Origin of the sequence: Mycobacterium sp. E3198 (assembly GCF_001667015.1) — a bacterium.
Classification (GTDB): Bacteria; Actinomycetota; Actinomycetes; order Mycobacteriales; family Mycobacteriaceae; genus Mycobacterium.
Window position 1 is genome coordinate 1 of the sequence record NZ_LZIS01000044.1, and the last position, 17,123, is coordinate 17,123.

Consider the following 17,123-nt stretch of genomic DNA (forward strand, 5'->3'; position numbering starts at 1 on the left):
GGTGGGAGGGTTTCGGAGTTCATCTGCCACGCGAGCAGCACCTCGTGCGACATGGCCTTGCTCAACGAGATGGAGCTGCCGTAGCGCTGCGCGGGCGTCGCCTCCTCGGCGATGTCCAACGCTTCGAAGGCGACGTGCAGCCCGTCGTCGTGCTGCACTCCCGCGGCTGCCAGGACGTCGGCCAGCCGGACGCCCCGCCACCGCGCGGTGGAGATCGCCCCGTGCGCCCAGGGCTCTTTCCCGGGTATGGGCCGCACCCGCAGCAGCTCGGCGCGCCGATTGCCGGCGCAGGCCAGCGTCGCCACCACCTCGTGTTGCTCGAATTCGGTGGTCAGCTGCTCATAGGTCAGGCTGAGCGGCCTGTCCACCCGCCCGTTCACCACCAGTTGCCAGTCCTGCGGCGCGGTCGCGGGGAACCGACCGTGATTGCGGGCGTAGAACGCGTCGATCGGGGTGATGCCGCCGTCGGCCAGCGCCGCGGTCGGCGGTTCGGCGTTGTAGGGGAACTCTGCACGCACGATCATGTCGTCGCGTTTACCCAACCGGGCCGTGGTCGGCGTCATGAGGTTTATTGTCACGCTTCGCCGGCCACGCGGATCGCTCGCTCCCTTGCCCACCGCCCGGCTCATCCCCTATGTTCCGTTCGTGGTGACGGACGTCGCATCGGGGCGCATGGCGAAACGGAGCTGATAGATGGACGTCAGTGGGCACTGCGACGCGCGTTTCGACGCGGTTCGGGCGGCGCTTGCCGACAACATCGCCTCCGGGGCAGAGGTTGGCGCGTGCATCGCCATCGACATCGGCGGGGAAAGCGTCGTCGACATCTGGGGCGGCTACTCGGACGCCGCACGCACCAGGCCCTGGGTCGAGGAGACCATCGTCAATGTGTGGTCCTCGACGAAAACGGTCACCAGCCTGGCCGCCCTGATGATCATCGACCGCGGCCTGGTCGAACCCACCGCGCCGGTGGCGGCCTACTGGCCCGAATTCGCCGCTAATGGCAAGCAGGACATCGAGATTCGCCACATCCTGTCGCACACCTCCGGCGTGTCCGGCTGGGATCTGCCGTTCGCCACCGAGGACATGTACGACTGGGACAAGGCCACGGCGGCCCTGGCGGCCCAGGCGCCGTGGTGGGAACCGGGAACCGCCTCGGGCTATCACGCCCACAATCAGGGCCACCTCATCGGCGAGGTGATACGCCGCGTCACCGGGCAATCGCTCAAGGAGTTCGTCCGCGACGAAATCGCGGGCCCGCTGGGCGCCGACTTCCAAATCGGTGCGGTGCCCGCCGATTACGGCCGGATCGCCGAAATCATCCCGCCGCCTCCCCTCGAGTTGCCGCTCGACCAGCTGCCCGAGGACAGCCCCATGCGCAGAACCTTCAGCGGTCCGCCGCCCAACGCCGACGCCGCGAACACGCCGGCCTGGCGCGACGCCGACATGGGCGCCCTGAACGGCCACGGCAACGCCCGTTCCCTGGCGGCGATCCTGTCGGTGATCTCGTTGGGGGGCCGGGCCCGTGGAGTTCGACTGCTCAAGCCCGAGACCGTCGAGAAGATCTTCGAGGAGCAGGCGGCCGGCGTCGACCTCGTGCTGCCCGCGCCGCTGCGCTGGGGCCTCGGATACGGGCTCCCGCAAAAGGAGGCGCTCCCCTATGTTCCCGACGAGAAGATCTGCTTCTGGGGCGGCTGGGGCGGGTCGATGGTGTTGGCGTGGCCCGACCGCCAAACCACCGTCTCCTACGTGATGAACAAGATGGGGCCCGGGGTTCTCGGTTCAGACCGGATGGCGTCCTACGGCGAACTGATCTTCGACGCGCTCGGATCGGCGGCCTGATGGCATGGGCGCCTACGAATTCGGCGTGAGCAGGAACAGCCGAAATGGGCGGCCGCCCGCGCGGTCTTGGGCGATCTGATAATTGGGCCAGTGCATCAGCACGGTGGCCCATGCCGTGGCGCGTTCTTCTCCGGTGAGCAAGCGCACCTTCGCGGTGAACCGGTGGCCACGCCTGCGAACGGTAACCCGCTCTGTCGCTTTGAGATTCGCCGACCATGACGGATGGCGGGGCAAACCCCAGTTGGAGCCGACGAGCAGCAGCCCGTCGTCGGTGGGCACACACTGGACGGTGGCGGTGCGGGCCAGACCGGTCTTGCGCCCCGACGTGGTGACCTGCACGCTGGGCACCCCGGTCAGGTCCAGGACACCGAGGCGTCCCTTGCTTGCGAAGCGGAGCACCGCTTCGGCCCCTTGGGCCACCGGCCGCCCCCGAAGCACCAGCCACCGGTAGGCGGTCGGGTTGCGCGCCACCCGCTGCAGCGGATTCACAGCCGTACTCTATTCCGCGCCGGCGCTTTCGGCGCGGCCGCCGCGACGGCCACTGTCGCCGAGCCTGCAAATCCGCAGACAAAGTGCGAGTAGGGGCCTGCAGGATTACAGGCTCGCTGCGGCCGGCGACCGACGGGCCCCGCACCCGGGCTAAATAAATTGTTTGATTTAATTCCGCGGGCGGTGTTCACTGAGGCGATGACCGCCGAGCGGATGGCTCGCTCCGAGAGGTCGACGGGCACCCGAGAGGCGATCTTGTCGGCCGCCGAGGTGCTGTTCGCCGAGCGTGGCATGTACGCCGTGTCGAACCGGCAGATCAGCGAGGCCGCCGGGCAGGGCAACAACGCGGCGGCCTGCTACCACTTCGGGACGAGGACCGAGCTGCTCCGGGCCATCGAGAGCAAGCATCGCGAGCCGATCGAACAGCTGCGCGCGCAGATGCTTGCCGATGTGGGTGATTCGACCGAACTACGCGACTGGGTGGGTACTTTGGTGCGCCCCCTCACCGACCACCTGGCCGCCCTGGGGACCCCGAGCTGGTACGCACGATTCGCCGCCCAGGCGATGGCCGACCCGACCTATCGCCACGTCGTCACCAAGGACGCGCTGACGTCGCCACGGTTGGTGCAGACGATCGACGGGATCACGCGCTGCCTGCCCGAGCTGCCCAGGCGCGTGCGCTTCGAGCGAATCGTGATGGTCCGCAACCTCCTGATGCATACCTGCGCCGAACACGAGGGCGCGTTGGCCGAGCACGGGCCGCGGTCGCGGTCGAGCTGGCCCGTTGCCGGCGAAGGCCTGATCGACGCGATCGTCGGTCTGTGGCGTGCGCCGGTCCATGTGGGGGCGGCACACGAGAACCGAGGAGGACGATGACCGAGACGTCAACCGCCACCGGTATTCCCGACTTTCCGATGACGCGGGCTCCGGGTTGCCCCTTCGCCCCGCCGCCCGCGGCGTTGGCGCTGAACGCCGACAGCCAGCTGAGCCGGGTGCGGATCTGGGACGGGAGCACGCCCTGGCTGATCCACGGCTACGACGCGATACGAGCGTTGTTCACGGACCCGCGCACCAGCGTCGACGACCGCCTGCCGGGTTATCCGCACTGGAACGAGGGGATGCTGGCGACGGTCCACAAAAGGCCGCGATCCGTGTTCACCTCCGACGCCGAGGAGCACACCCGATTCCGCCGGATGCTGTCCAAGCCGTTCACCTTCAAGCGCGTCGAGGGGCTGCGGCCGGCGGTGCAGAAGATCGCCGACGACCGCATCGATGCCCTGCTGGCCGGCCCCAACCCCGGCGACGTCGTGAGCGCCGTGGCGCTGCCCGTCCCCTCGCTCGTCATCAGCCAATTGCTCGGGGTGCCCTACGAGGACGCGGATTTCTTCCAGGAACAAGCGCAACGCGGCACCGGGCGCTACGCGACCGAGGAGGACACGGCGCAGGGCGCCGCCTCGTTGGCCAAATACATCGCCAAGCTGATCCGCGCCAAGATGGAAGATCCCTCCGAGGACTTGGTGTCCGACCTGGCGGAGCGCGTCAACGCCGACGAGCTCAGCGTGCGCGAGGCCACCCAACTGGCCCTCGGCGTGCTGATCGCCGGGCACGAAACCACCGCGAACATGCTGAGCCTGAGCGTGGCGGCGCTGCTCGAGCACCCCGATCAGCGGGCGGTGCTGCGCGACGCCGACGACCCGAAGGCGATCGCCACCGCGGTCGAGGAACTGATGCGCTACCTGAGCATCATCCAGACCGGTCAGCGGCGCATCGCCGTCGAGGACATCGAGGTCGGCGGGGAGACCATCCGGGCCGGCGAGGGCATCATCCTCGACGTCGCGCCGGCGAACTGGGATCCCCGCCAATTCCCTGACCCGGAGCGGCTGGATTTGGGCCGCGAGGACGGCGCGCACGTCGGATTCGGCTACGGCCGCCACCAATGCGTGGGCCAGCAACTGGCCCGGATGGAACTGCAGATCGTGCTGCCCACCCTGCTCCGGCGCATCCCGACGCTGCGGCTGGCGGTCCCGGTCGAGGATCTGCCGTTCAAGCACGACTCGTTGGCCTACGGCGTGTACGAGCTTCCCGTGACATGGTGAAGCCCGATCTGACCCTCGAAATGCCGGACCTGTCCGGCAGGTTCGCGGTCGTGACCGGGGCCAACAGCGGCCTGGGCCTGGGTCTGGCGACACGGTTGGCGACCGCGGGCGCCGACGTCGTCCTCGCTATCCGCTGCCGGACGAAGGGCGAAGCCGCGATCGCCGAGATCCGACGGCAGGCACCGGCGGCCAAGCTGGCCATCAGGCACCTGGACCTGTCGTCGCTGAAGAGCGTGGCGGCGTTCGGCGAGGAGCTGGCCGCGGAGGGCCGCCCGGTCGACATCCTGATCAACAACGCCGGCGTCATGACGCCGCCACGGCGCCAGGAAACACCTGACGGCTTCGAATTACAGTTCGGCACAAACCATCTGGGCCATTTCGCGCTGACCGGTCACCTGCTGCCGCTGCTGCGCGCTGCGGAGGGCGCGCGGTTGGCGACCGTCAGCAGCATCGCCGCGACGCAGCGCGGTCTCGACTTCACCGATCCCAACGCGCAACATGGCTACAAACCCATGCGCTCCTACGGAATGGCCAAGCTGGCGCAACTCATGTTCGCAATCGAATTGGATCGGCGGAGCCGCCTCGGCGGCTGGGGGGTGATGTCCAATGCCGCGCACCCCGGGCTGAGTAAGACCAACCTGCTCAGCGGCGCATCCTATGGCCGCGACAAGCCGACGCTGCAGGCCCGGCTCACCCGGCTGACCTGGCGCCTGCTCCCGTTCATGTGGCTCGATGTCGACGAGGGCATCAAGCCGTCGCTGTTTGCGGCGGTCTCGGCCGACGCGGCGGGCGGCAGGTACTACGGGCCGCGCGGCTTCTACGAAACCGCCGGGGGCGGGGTCACATTCGCCGCGGTGCCCAGCCTGGCGCGTAGTCAGGACGACATGGCGCGCCTGTGGCAGCTTTCCGAACGGCTCACCGGAGTCACGTACCCGCAATGAAGGGACTCTGATGTCAGGTCAAGCCCGCACGCTGTACCCGGAGGGCGTGATCGGGGCACCCAAACACCGACGCGGCCACGCCGCGGGCTCGGTGACCGGTTTGCCCGCCGGCACGGAGGTGTTCTCGGCGGACAACCACATCTCGGTGGCCGACGACATCTTCTACGAGAACTTTCCGGACGACCTCAAAGACTATGCGCCGCGGATCTGGTACGAGGACGGCGCTTACCTACTCGGGCGCCCGGGGCAATCCATGGTGGTCGGCGATTTCAGCGCGGTCCTCATGCAATACGACGACTTGGCCGGCGCGGTCTCCAACAACGTCGACGCCCGCGTCCGCGAACTCGCCGAAGACGGGGTCGACAAGGAATTGGTGTTCCCCAACGCGGTGCTGGCCCTGTTCCACTACCCCGATAAGGACCTGCGCGAACGGATTTTGCGCATCTACAACGAACACATCGCCGCCGTGCAGGAGCGCTCGAACGGCCACTGCTACGGGGTCGGCCTGATCAACTGGTGGGACCCGCGCGGCACTCGCCGCACCCTGGCCCAGCTGAAGTCGCTGGGGCTCAAGACCTTTCTGATGCCGCTAAACCCCGGCAATGACGACAACGGCCACGTCATCGACTTCTCCAGCGCCGCGATGAGCGCGGTGTGGGACGAGATCGAGGAGGCCGGACTGCCCGTCACCCACCACATCGGTGAAAGCCAGCCCAAATGCCCGAGCGAGGTCAACAGCGTGGCGGTCGCCATGATGGTCAACATCGACTCGTTTCGGGAAATGTTCTCCAAATACATCTTCGGCGGCATCCTCGACCGGCATCCCGGGCTGCGTGTCGGCTGGTTCGAGGGCGGAATCGCTTGGGTGCCACCGGCTCTGCAGGATGCCGAGCATGTGCTGGCCTCCTACCGGCATATGCTCAAAGGCCATCCGAAGCACGACATCCGCCACTACTGGAACCAACACATGTGCGCGTCGTTCATGGTCGACGGGCTGGGGTTAGACCAAATCGAGGAGATCGGGATCGACAAGGTGATGTGGTCATCGGATTATCCGCACAACGAGAGCACCTTCGGGTATTCGGAGCGATCGCTGGCGGCGGTCGTCGACGCCGTCGGCCCCGAGGACGCCGTCCGCGTCGTCAGCGGCAACGTCAAGGCGTTTCTGGGCGTTTAGGATGACGAACTCACTCACCGTCCGCGGCTCGCTCTTCGAGATTCCCGACGAGCCGAACTGGGCACGCATGCGCGCCGAGACCGGCGCACGCCTGCGGTCCGCGATGGCGGACCATGGCGTCGACGCGCTCATCCTGCTGATGAACGGCTACGTCGGGTACGCGACGGGTACCAGCTGGCCGCTGCTCGATGCGGGCCTCTCGCACGTGGAGCGCCCGGTTGCCGTCGTCCTCGCCGACGACGAACACCCGCATCTGTTCATGCCGTTCCGGGGCGGGGCGTTCCCCGATTCGTCCGGACCGCCGCTTCCCGACGATCATCTGCACGGGCCGGTCTATCTCGAATTCGACCACGGGGTAAGGGAATTCGCGCGGGAGTTGGCCGACCTGATCCCGCCGGGCGCGGCCGTCGCCGTCGACGAGCTCACGGGCGCGATGCGGCGGGCGGGCGGCGCGCTGTTTCCCTCCGGCCCGCCGACGGATGCGGCGATCGTGGTCGGCGCGGCACAGTTGGTCAAGACGCCGGACGAGGTCTGCTGCCTCCGCCGCGCCTGTCGGATCACCGAGCAGGCCATGGCCGATGTCCAGCGGGCGTTGGTGCCCGGCGTTCGCCAGATCGACCTCTCGGCCAAGCTGGTGCGGCGCGCGTTCGAGCTGGGCGCCACCACCAACATGCTGGAGGCCATCTGGCAGGTGATGCCCAGCTCGCGGGAAGCCGGCGTGTGGACGACCCACGGTGATCTCGCGCTGCCCCTGCTCCCCACCGCCCGCGAGCTGGCCGCCGGTGATGTGCTGTGGACGGACATCAGCATCAGCTATGCCGGATACTGCTCGGATTTCGGGCGAACCTGGTTGGTCGGCGACGAACCGTCGCCGCGGCAACACGACCAGTTCCGCCGGTGGCGAGCGATCCTGGACGAAGTGCTCGCAGTGACGAAAGCCGGTGTCACGTCGGGGGATTTGGCGCGGGCGGCGATCGCCGCCAACGGCGGCCGCAAGCCGTGGTTGCCGCACTTTTATCTGGGGCACGGCATCGGCACGTATCCCGCCGAACCCCCGATGATCGGAACGGATCTCGGCGAGGAATTCGACGACAACTTCGTCTTTCCACCCGGCATGGCGCTGGTGCTCGAACCGGTGGTGTGGGAGGACGGCACCGGCGGCTACCGCAGTGAGGAGATCGTGGTGATCACCGAAGACGGCTACACGCCGATCACCGACTACCCCTACTCCCCCTATGGCGACTGAAGTTTCGCCCGATCCCCCGTCGTTGCGGACGGGGCGTCGGGAGCGGGCGCTGGCACAGATGGGGGCACACGGCCTCGACATCCTGGTGCTGGGGCGGCAGGCCAACATTCGTTACGTCACGGGCGCCCCGCAGCTGTGGATAGCGGGGACGCGCCCGTTCGGCCCGATGTGCGTCGTGGTGCGCGCCACCGGGGCGATTTACCTCAACAGCACCGACGACGAGGGCGTCCCCGACGAGATCGGCCGCGACCACCTGTACGGGCTGGCCTGGAACCCGATGACGCTCATCGAGGTGCTCAAGCACATCGACGGCGCGGCGACGGCGCGCCGGGTCGGAACGGATTCCATCACACCGACTTTCGCGGCGCTGCTGCCCGAGGCCTTCCCCAACGCCGACCTCGTCGACGGCGAGCCGGCCATGCGAGCCGCGCGCCGCGTCAAGACGCCCGATGAGATCGCGGCGATGGGCCCGGCGCTGCGCGTGGCGGAGAAGGGACTCGCCGCCGCCCTGGCGGAGTTGCAGCCGGGCGTATCCGAGCGGACGCTGGCCGGGGCCGCGCTGGAAGTCATGGCCGCTGGCGGGGTGAGCACGCCCGCCACCCAGGACGTCGCCTGGGTGACTTCGCGGGAGCATCCGTGGCAACGCGATCGTCGCGAGGTACGGCCGGGTGATCTGGTCGCCTTGGCGGCGGGTGCGCTGGCCGACGGGTACGTCGCCGCGGTGGGCAGGACTTGGCAGGCGGGCGATCCCGTGAATGGCTCGACGCGCAACCTATTCGGACGCTCGGATGCGTTGTTCGACAAGATGATCGCGGCCTGTCGTCCCGGCGCTTCCACGACCGGACTGCTGGCCGCGTATGAGGCGGCCGGCGAGCCGTTGCCGCCCATGCCCGTCGCGCACGGCTTGGGCCTCGGTTTCGACCCCCCGGTCGTGTCCCAAACCCTGTCGGCGGCAGGCGAACTCGACCGGCTCGAAGCCGGGATGGTGCTGGCGATCAGCGGTTACGTGTGGCACGAGGGCATCGGCGCGGTCGTCCGCCGCGACACAGTCCACATCACCGACGACGGCGCCGAGGTGCTGACCCGCGACCCCAGCTGACCGCCGGGCACGTTGCATGGCGGCCGCGTTAGGACGCTGCTTGCTCGCCGTCCTCGTCGTCCTCGTCGTTGTTGTCGGGGTGGAGGAGTTTTTCGGGGTGGTGGTAGGTGTTGGTGCGGGGTTGGCCGCGGTCGAGGTGCGGCGGCGGAATCCACTCCGTCTCCCCGCGGGCGTTGGTGCGGGTGGTCCAGCCTTGTTCGGCGAGTCGGTTGTCGGGGCCGCAGGCCAGGGTGAGGTCGTCGATGTCGGTGCGGTGGTTGGCGGTCCAGCCTTTGATGTGGTGGACCTGGCTGTGGTAGGCGGGGGCGTCGCAGCCGGGTTTGGTGCAGCCGCGTTCTTTGCCGTAGAGCATGATGCGCTGCGCCGGGGAGGCGATCCGCTTGGTGTGATGCAGCGCTAAGGATTTGGCTTTGTCGAAGATGGCCAGGTAGTGGTGGGCGTGGCCGGCCCAGCGGATCACATCCGACATCGGCACCAGGGTGCCCCCGGCGGTCAGCGCTTTGCCGGCGGCGGCCTCCAACTCGCGCAGCGTGGTGGTGACGATGATCGACACCGGCAGCCCGTTGTGGCGGCCCAGGTCCCCGGAGGCGAACAGCCCGCGCAGCCCGGCCAGGAATGCGTCGTGGTTGCGCTGGGGTTGGGTACGGGTGTCGCGCCGCACGGCGTCGTCGTCGGGTGTTGCGTCGACCACGGGTAGTTCATCGTCGGGGTTGCAGGCGCCGGGGGCGCCGAGCTTGGCGACCAACGCTTCGATGGCGGCCCGCAGCTCCGGGGTGATCAGCCCGCTGACCGGTGACATCCCGTCGTATTGCTGGGCGCCCAGGATGATGCCGCGCTGGCGGGCGCGTTCGGTGTCGCTGAATTCCCCGTCGGGGTGCAGTACGGCCATCAGGCGCTGGGCGTAGTTGGCCAACTCGTCGGGGCGAAACCCGCGGGCTTTGCCGGCCAGGTCGGCTTCGGCGTGCGCCCGGGTGAACACGTCGATTTCGGCGGGCAGGTGGGCGAAAAAGCCGCGGATCACCCTGACCTGCCCGTCCCCGATCAACCCGTCGCGTTGCCCCGCGGCGGTCGCGGCCAGCTTGGGTGCCAGCGGCTCACCGGTCAGCGCCCGGCGCTCACCGAGATCCTCGGCCTCATCGACGCGCCGGCCGGCCTCGGTCTTGGTTAGGCGCAATCGGTCGGCCAGCGCCGAGCGCAGCGTGCCGCCCAACTCGGCCTTGCTGGCCTGCGCCCCGAGCTGATTGATCAACGCGTGCCCCGGTGTGCGTAGCCGGCGCGCCACGCTTTCCAGGCGCTCTAAGGCTCGCAGCCGTTCTGGGGTGGTGAACACATCAAACGACAACGCACACAACCGGTCCACATCGGCGCGCAGCGCATCGAAGACCTCCACGATCTCCTCACGACTGCTCGCACCCATGCCGCCAACCCTACGAAGACCCACCGACACAAATGGCCGCGATGGGGCCAGTGAAACGCCTGTGACATAAGGGATTTCCGGAATTACGTCGATTTGCCGCCGCGGCGGCCGCATGGTGCGACGATGTGCTGACACAGTTCCGGAATTGGGATCGGTAGCAAAGCAGACGGCAAGAATTTCGCAAGTGATCGGCCGTACCTTTCGGCCTGACGGAGCGAAAGGAACACGATGATCGATCAGGACGACCCCGAGAAGCGGATCGCCGATCTCGAGCATCGACTCGCCGGCCGAAGTTCGGGTGCCGCCCAGTCGCCGTCGCGGCAATTCGTCGCATCCGCCGCCCCGCCCAGTACCAAGCAGATGGTGAAATACACCAACGTGGCGATGTTCGGGGGCATCGCGTCGCTGGGCGCGATATACATGGCGCTCTTCATGGTTGGCGCGCTCGCCGGGTCGGACAAAGTGATGAAGGTCGGTGGCACCGTGGTGTTCATCGCGTTCTTCCTGCTCGCCATGCCGGCGTACGCGGCGTTTCAGCGCCGGGTCAATCGCCCCAAGAAGGTACTCATCGATGTCGGCGACACGAGCCTGACGGTCAGCGCGAGGCCGGGAGAAGTCTTTTCCTTCGGTGACGCGCAGTTGGGGAATTGGACTCTGCCGGGGTACGGCGGCGCCTCGAAAGGCGCGGCGCTTCATCTGCACAGCGGTGACCACCGGTTTGTTCTCGGCGGTCAAGATCGGCGCATCGCGCCCGAAACACCGTTGGAGGCACCGCCCGTAGACGCCGTGGACGCGTCGCTGGGGGCCTCGGAGTTCGATGAGCTGCTCGCGTTCGTCGGTCGGTCGCGCGGGCTTGACGTAGCCGCGCCCGCACCGGGGCAACCGACTCGGTGTCTGCTGGTCCCGAACGCCGCGAGAATGTATTCGTCGTCGTTTTTTGGGATGTTCAAAAACACTGCGACGGCGCTGCGGCTGAATTCCGACCCACCACAACCGAGCCTGGCGATCGATGTTTCCGACGATGCGATCTCGGTGATCGACGTGAAGAGCCATGCCCGCATTGCCTCGGCTCCCCCTGACCAGGTCACGGCGACGCCGGCCGCGAGCACCCGCTCGATGCCTTACGTGGGTAAGGTGACGGCGCCCGTCCTGCTTGTGCGCGTTGCCGATTCGCAACCGCTGACCATCGGGTGTCCCGATCTCTCCGGGCCCCCACAGGCCAGCTGGAGCGGCAGGACCAAGCTCACCTACCGGTTTTCGTGGCGCGGCGACGTGCGCCCGGAGGAAGAACCGGCGTTTGTGGTCTCGGATGTGGATTGGTTGACGCTGGTCGAAAAATTCGGCTTGGCCCCGCGGCTCGAGGACCGGGTCGGAACCGCCGCGGCCGGGGCCATGACACCGCTGGCGCGGCCCAGGCGCAAGCTCTGGATCTACGGCGTCATTTTCGCGGTGATCATGTTCGTCGTTGCCCCCGCGATGATGTTTGTCGCCAGTAGCATCTGGAACAACCAGCAACTGAAAGCCGATCAGCTGAAGGCGGACCAACAGCGGCCGTTCGCGCTGCCGTTCGCCGACCTGCGCGCCCCGCACGGTGTGGCGGTGGACGCCGCCGGCAACGTCTACGTCACCGACACCCACACCAATCGCGTCCTGAAGCTGGCGGCCGGATCGGGCACCCAAACCGTGTTGCCCTTCACCGGCCTCGACATGTGCGACAACAACATCGAGGCCTCCGTCGGCAGTGTGGCCGTGGACGCCGCCGGCAACGTCTACGTCGCCGACAGCTGCCACAACCAGGTGGTCAAGCTGGCGGCCGGGTCGAGGACCCAAACCGTGCTCCCCTTCCGAGGGCTGAGTTTTCCCGAGGGCGTGGCGGTGGACGGCGCCGGCACCGTGTACGTGGTCGATCACGGCGACAGCCTGATACTCAAGCTGCCCGCCGGCGCCAAAGCCGCGACCTCGCTGCCGAAGTCCGGTATCGGGGCCACTCCCGACGGCGACGTGGCGGTGGACGCGGCCGGGAACGTCTACGCCGGCTTCAGCAGACGTCACTACCGCGTCGCGTCTGACAAGTTCGTGCTGAGACTGGCGCCCGGGTCGGACGCCTGGACCCAATTGCCCCCAGCCCCAGACAATTCCGGCAAGGGTCTCAGCTCCGGCGAGCAGGACCTGGCGGTGGATTCCGCAGGCAACCTGTACGCCTTCACCGGGCTCGCCGGAGGCGTGATGAAATTGGCGGTCGGATCGGACAGCTGGGTCGACCTGCGCGGGGCGCCGCCCTTCATCGACCCCCTGGGCCTGGCGGTGGATCCGGGTGGCAACAGCGTGTACGTCGCCGATCACGTGGGTTCCCGGGCGACCGGAGGCGGCCTCCCCTGGGCGGACGATGACGCCCGGGGTCTCGTGCTCAAGCTGCCGGCGGGCTGACCGAGCCGTCCTCGGCCAGGGCCGCGTCGAGCAGGCCGCCGACGTCGTGCCGTTCCCAGAGGTTCAGCAGGTTTGACAGCATCTGCAGCGGCGCGCGCACGCTTTCGTCGTTCCTGATCCGCGGATCCGTGCGGCTTTCGGGCGCGGCAGCGCCGAATCGCTTGCCGATCAACGCCGGCACGTCCAGCAGCCAGGCCACGCCCATTACCGCCGCGTAGAGCAGCGTGTGCCGGAGCAATCGGCCCGGGTCGAGCCGTGGCCCGCCGCAATGCTGTGTTTCCGCGACGAACACTTCCAGCAATTCGGCGAAATGCCCATTCCACAAGTCGGTTTCGGCGCCGGACATGGCGCCCCACAGGGCCATGCCCATGTTCATCTGCCCGACGCATCCCCAGTCGAGCAGGCCGCAGCGCAGGCCTTCGTCGGCAGCCCGCCAAAACCAAGCGTTGTCGACGTTGGCGTTCCAGTGGCACAGCGCGACGTAGTCGGAGTCTGCGGCCAGCTGCCGCATCACCGTGTGCTCGTGGCGTGCGACCCGCGGGACGTCTTCGCGGAGGCGCCCCAAGAACTCTGGCGAGCGGACGTTGTCGGGCACCAGCCCCGGCCGGCCCGCGACGAAGTGGGCAAGCTGCTCCAGGCGGCGGCCCAGTCTCTCGGCGTCATGCGGTGCTCGTTCTCCCACGGTCGCGCCAGACACGTTGAGCGGGAAGTGTGCGGCCAGCCGGCCCGGCAGCCGCACCGATCCGTAGCTGCCGGCGAGGCGGCCCAGCGCGGTGAGCAGCGCGCGGTAGTGTGCGACGGGATCGGGCATCTCGTAGTCCAGGCACTTATGGTAGTGGGGTTCTATACCGTTGCTCCCGAACGGGATTCGTTCGGTGATCAGGATGCCGGTTCCGCTTGTGCGATGGTAGTCGGCGAATTGCACGGCGGGTACCGCGATGGGAAATCCGGGCGCCCGCGACAGCGTGGCGAACCGGACCTCCGGCTCCATCTGGGTCTTTCCCCTGTCGCGGATCGGGTCGTCGAGATCGCGGGAGAACTTGACGAACAGGTCGGTGGGCAAGCCGGGTTGCGTCCTGCCGTATTCGACCGACAGGGTGACTTTGCGTCCGGTGCTGCCGCCGGCGACGTCGCGGTACGCGGTGATGCTCGTGACAATGTTGTCGGCCGCGAGCGCGCCCGACGCCCGGAACGCGTCGGTGAGAAACCGTGCCCCGCCGCGGCGTAACGCCGCCGGATCGGCCGGGATTGCCAGGCCGAACTGGTCGCCTTTCACCACGTCTGCTCGGCCGCACGCACCAGCATGTGGTTGACCGCTACCCGGCGTTCCCGCGTCACCATGTAGACCACCGCGTCGGCGATGTCGTCCGGACGCAACTTGACCATCCCGGCGGTCTGCCGCTCGACCGCCGCTCGCGCCGGTTCGGCCAGATGGGCGAAGATTTCGGTGTCGACGGTGCCGGGGCTGACGACCCCGACGCGCACTCGCTTGCCGAGCATCTCCTGGCGGATGCCCTCGCTGAACGCGTTCACGCCGAACTTCGTCAGCGAATACACCGCGGTGTTCGGTCGCGCGACCCAGCCTCCGGTAGACCCGATGGTGACCAAATCGGCCACGCCGCGCGGGGAGTCGGCGGCCGCGTCGACCAAGTGCGGAAGCGCCGCGCGGGCGACGTACAGGACCCCGCGCACGTTGACGGCGACCATGTCATCCCAGTCCTGCAAGTCGGCCTCGGTCGCGGGGCCGGACCGCATCAGCCCGGCGTTGTTCACCACGGTGTCAAGCCGGCCCAGCTCGGCGACGGTGCGTTGCACCGCCGCCGCAACCGCGCCGGCGTCGGTGACATCGCCGGTCACCACCAAGGCTGTGCCGCCGGCGGATTCGATCTCGGTCTTCAGCTCGGACAGCCGGTCGGCGCGGCGCGCGAGCAGGGCGACCGCGGCACCTTCGGCGGCCAGCGCTTTCGCCGTCGCCGCCCCGATGCCGCTGCTGGCGCCGGTGACCAGCGCCGCCGTGCCCGCCAGCGTGTCCGTCATGGGTGGCCTCCCGTCGGTGTTCCGGTGCCCAGGATCTCCCGCAGAACGTACTCGGTGTCCTCACCCAGGTCCGGTGCGCCGCGCTCGATCCGCGCCGGGGCGCGCGCCATTCGCCACGACGGCCCCAGTATCGGACGCTGGCCCTCGCGGTGATCGGAGACGAAGCGATACAACCCCCGGTCCCACAACCGTTGATCGGCAATCACGTCCGCCGCGGTGGCGCTCTCGCTCGCCGGCACTCCCGACGCCCGCAGCCGGTGGGCGAGTGCCTGGGCGTCGTGGTAGCGGGTGAGCCGCGCGAGCTCGGCGTCGAGCGCCGCGGCGTGACGGTGTCGCTCATCGATGGTGGAGTACCGCGCGTCGTCGCACAGCTGCGCGGCGTCCAGCGCGGCGCACAAGGCGCGCCATTCGGCATCGGTGGCCACGGCTACCGTCACCCAGGAATCGTTCGCGCAGGGGTAGCAGCCGTGCGGGCAGAGGTCGGGGTGCCCGTTGCCGTTGGGCCCCAGGTCTTTCCCGGTGAGACTTTGTTCCAGCAGGCAGTCCCCGATCATCGACGAGAGCGTCTCCACGGCCGACACGTCGACGAACTGTCCCGCGCCGCCCAGCTCCCGATGCAGCAACGCCACCACGGCGGCGTAGGCGGCGGCCGCGCCGACCGTGGAATCCCCATAGCGCATGCTCGTCCCGAGCGGCGGGCCGCCCGGGTAGCCGACCAGCGACGCCAGCCCGGCCAACGCGGCGAAGCATGGCGCATAGCCGGTTTGGTGGCCGAGCGGTCCGTCGTTGCCCCACATCTTGATCGACACCGAAATGATGTCCGGCTTGATGGCCGTCAGTTGGTCAAAGCCCAAGCCCTGACGTTCCATGGCGCCCGGCCGCAAGTTGTTGATGACGATGTCGGTGCGGGCGATCAGCTCGCGCAGCCGGGCCATGCCCTCGGGCGACTTGATATCGAGGTCCACACTGAGGATTTCGGGGTTGATGCTGAGAAAGTAGGGGGCGTGGTTGATGTCGGTGCCGCCGTAGGCCCGCATCTCCTCGGGGGCGGTGGCCGTCTCGATCTTGATCACTTCGGCGCCGAGCATCCCCAGCAGCTTCCCGGCGTACGGGCCGGCCCATACCTTGGTGAGCTCGACGACGCGCACGCCTTCCAGCGGACCCCCACGGTGTCTTTTGGGCGGCTTGAGTTGCGGCGCCTTGACCGACGGCCGCGTGCGGGGTGCCTCGGGCTCGCCCAGGATCGAGGCGGTGTGCTGACCGAGAGCCGGTGCGGCGGAGTCTAGTCGGGCCGGTGACGCGCCAAGCGTGTACGGCACCGTAGCGTATGCCGCGTCGCCCAGCACCGGATGGCGTACGCGCTGGAAGAATCCGCGGTGGCGGTACTGTGGCAAGTGCGGCAAATCGGCGGCATCGTTGACGGGGACCAGTGGAACCCCCAACCGCTGCGCCCGGTCGGCGGCGCACTCCTTGTCCAGGTCCCGGACCCAGGTGGCGAAGCCGCGCCGAAACGTCGCGACCTTGTCGGCCGTGACGGAGAACTCCAGCCAGTCGTCGTCGAAGGCGGTCAGCCACTCGGGATGTCCCATGAGTTCCCGCACGCCGAGCCAGTGGGCGCGACTGGTCATGTAGAGATAGACGAATCCGTCCGCGCAGGCGAAAAACGCCGCGGGGCCGGCCTGGTCGTAATCGCCGCGGCGTCCCTCGGCGGGTACCTCGCCGGTGAGGAATCGTCCCAGAATGCAGTCGGCGCGGGAGACCAGCACGGCCTGCTGCGACACGTCGATGAATTCGCCCTCGCCGGTGTGCAGGCGCCGGAACAGCGATGACGCGACACACAGGGCCGCGTCGAGTCCCGCCTCGTAGTCGGCCAGGAACCGGCCCGGCCCCTGCAGCGGCGGCCTGCCGGTGTCGGCATGACTGGGCGTGTGATAGCCCCAGCCGCTGGCGTGGAACACGTTGATGCTCTTGGCATTGTCGAGCTCCGCGGGCGCGCCCTGGCCGAAGGGCGTGATCGAGCAGAACACCACTTTGGGGTGCCGTTCGGACCAGCCGGACGCACGGTCTTCAATCACCGCGTCCGCCGTGCCGATCAGCCCGTGCAGGTCGTCGGCATCGTCCGGCACGACCGAGCGCTTGTTCGTGTTGAGGTAGGCGAACAGCGCGCTGCCTTCGCGCCCCGCGGCGAGGATGGGTGCCATGGCGCGGGTGGGGCTGCCGCGTTCCGGCGCCTCGACCTTGATCACCTCGGCGCCGAAATCGGCCAGCAACTTCCCGCAGTACTCCCCCGCGACGGTCTCGGCCAGCTCGACGACCCGGATGCCCGTCAGTGCCGGCATGGGCGTCCTCTCAAAG

14 protein-coding genes are annotated in these 17,123 nt (G+C 68.4%); 8 read left to right on the plus strand and 6 right to left on the minus strand.

Translation table 11 applies throughout. The annotated features are described in order from the left end of the window. A partial coding sequence (locus A5673_RS05150) for a molybdopterin-dependent oxidoreductase (RefSeq protein ID WP_156747869.1) occupies positions 1–563 on the minus strand: 563 nt, incomplete at its 3' end. A 130-nt stretch (positions 564–693) separates the two neighbouring features. On the opposite strand from A5673_RS05150, the gene A5673_RS05155 reads away from it, so the two are divergent. Next, on the plus strand, positions 694–1,839 hold the full coding sequence (locus A5673_RS05155) for a serine hydrolase (protein WP_068227972.1): 1,146 nt from the start codon (positions 694–696) through the stop codon (positions 1,837–1,839). 12 nt (positions 1,840–1,851) lie between these two features. Here the strand turns inward: A5673_RS05155 and A5673_RS05160 are convergent, their stop codons facing one another. Further along, on the minus strand, positions 1,852–2,328 hold the full coding sequence (locus tag A5673_RS05160) for a nitroreductase family deazaflavin-dependent oxidoreductase (protein WP_068227975.1): 477 nt from the start codon (positions 2,326–2,328) through the stop codon (positions 1,852–1,854). 183 nt (positions 2,329–2,511) lie between these two features. Between A5673_RS05160 and A5673_RS05165 the strand changes: the two genes are divergently transcribed. From A5673_RS05165 to A5673_RS05190, 6 genes are read left to right on the plus strand one after another with little or no spacing between them, the layout of a single operon-like run. Then, the gene (locus A5673_RS05165) at positions 2,512–3,204 is read left to right on the plus strand and encodes a TetR family transcriptional regulator (protein WP_068227978.1); all 693 of its coding nucleotides are present in this window, start codon (positions 2,512–2,514) and stop codon (positions 3,202–3,204) included. Then, on the plus strand, positions 3,201–4,424 hold the full coding sequence (locus A5673_RS05170; RefSeq protein WP_068227981.1) for a cytochrome P450: 1,224 nt from the start codon (positions 3,201–3,203) through the stop codon (positions 4,422–4,424). Before A5673_RS05165 ends, A5673_RS05170 begins: the two co-directional genes overlap by 4 nt. Continuing rightward, entirely contained in the window at positions 4,418–5,365 is a 948-nt protein-coding gene (locus A5673_RS05175) for an SDR family oxidoreductase (RefSeq protein ID WP_068227984.1), read from the plus strand. Before A5673_RS05170 ends, A5673_RS05175 begins: the two co-directional genes overlap by 7 nt. A gap of 10 nt (positions 5,366–5,375) precedes the next feature. Next, positions 5,376–6,542: an amidohydrolase family protein gene (locus A5673_RS05180; protein WP_068227988.1), complete on the plus strand. Its 1,167-nt coding sequence runs from the start codon at positions 5,376–5,378 to the stop codon at positions 6,540–6,542. Position 6,543: 1 nt separating this feature from the next. Next, positions 6,544–7,788 (plus strand): Xaa-Pro peptidase family protein, encoded by a 1,245-nt coding sequence (locus tag A5673_RS05185; RefSeq protein ID WP_068227992.1) that lies wholly within the window; start codon positions 6,544–6,546, stop codon positions 7,786–7,788. Then, the gene (locus A5673_RS05190; protein WP_068227996.1) at positions 7,778–8,887 is read left to right on the plus strand and encodes a Xaa-Pro peptidase family protein; all 1,110 of its coding nucleotides are present in this window, start codon (positions 7,778–7,780) and stop codon (positions 8,885–8,887) included. The genes A5673_RS05185 and A5673_RS05190 overlap by 11 nt, the downstream gene beginning before the upstream one ends. A 28-nt stretch (positions 8,888–8,915) precedes the next feature. On the opposite strand, the gene A5673_RS05195 is transcribed toward A5673_RS05190, so the two are convergent. Continuing rightward, positions 8,916–10,304, minus strand: coding sequence for an HNH endonuclease signature motif containing protein (locus A5673_RS05195; protein WP_068227999.1), 1,389 nt, complete (start codon positions 10,302–10,304; stop codon positions 8,916–8,918). A 228-nt stretch (positions 10,305–10,532) separates the two neighbouring features. Here A5673_RS05195 and A5673_RS05200 point away from each other — a divergent pair, with 228 nt between their 5' ends. Continuing rightward, positions 10,533–12,731, plus strand: a complete 2,199-nt coding sequence (locus A5673_RS05200; protein WP_068228001.1) for a hypothetical protein — start codon at positions 10,533–10,535, stop codon at positions 12,729–12,731. Here A5673_RS05200 and A5673_RS05205 read toward each other — a convergent pair. From A5673_RS05205 to A5673_RS05215, 3 genes are read right to left on the minus strand one after another with little or no spacing between them, the layout of a single operon-like run. Further along, positions 12,712–14,007, minus strand: a complete 1,296-nt coding sequence (locus tag A5673_RS05205; RefSeq protein WP_068228162.1) for a hypothetical protein — start codon at positions 14,005–14,007, stop codon at positions 12,712–12,714. The two genes, A5673_RS05200 and A5673_RS05205, sit on opposite strands and share 20 nt — an antisense overlap. Continuing rightward, the gene (locus A5673_RS05210; protein ID WP_068228004.1) at positions 14,004–14,768 is read right to left on the minus strand and encodes an SDR family NAD(P)-dependent oxidoreductase; all 765 of its coding nucleotides are present in this window, start codon (positions 14,766–14,768) and stop codon (positions 14,004–14,006) included. Before A5673_RS05210 ends, A5673_RS05205 begins: the two co-directional genes overlap by 4 nt. Then, a complete protein-coding gene (locus A5673_RS05215) occupies positions 14,765–17,107 on the minus strand; it encodes a CaiB/BaiF CoA-transferase family protein (protein ID WP_068228008.1) in 2,343 nt (780 codons plus the stop codon). Before A5673_RS05215 ends, A5673_RS05210 begins: the two co-directional genes overlap by 4 nt. Positions 17,108–17,123 lie beyond the last annotated feature (16 nt).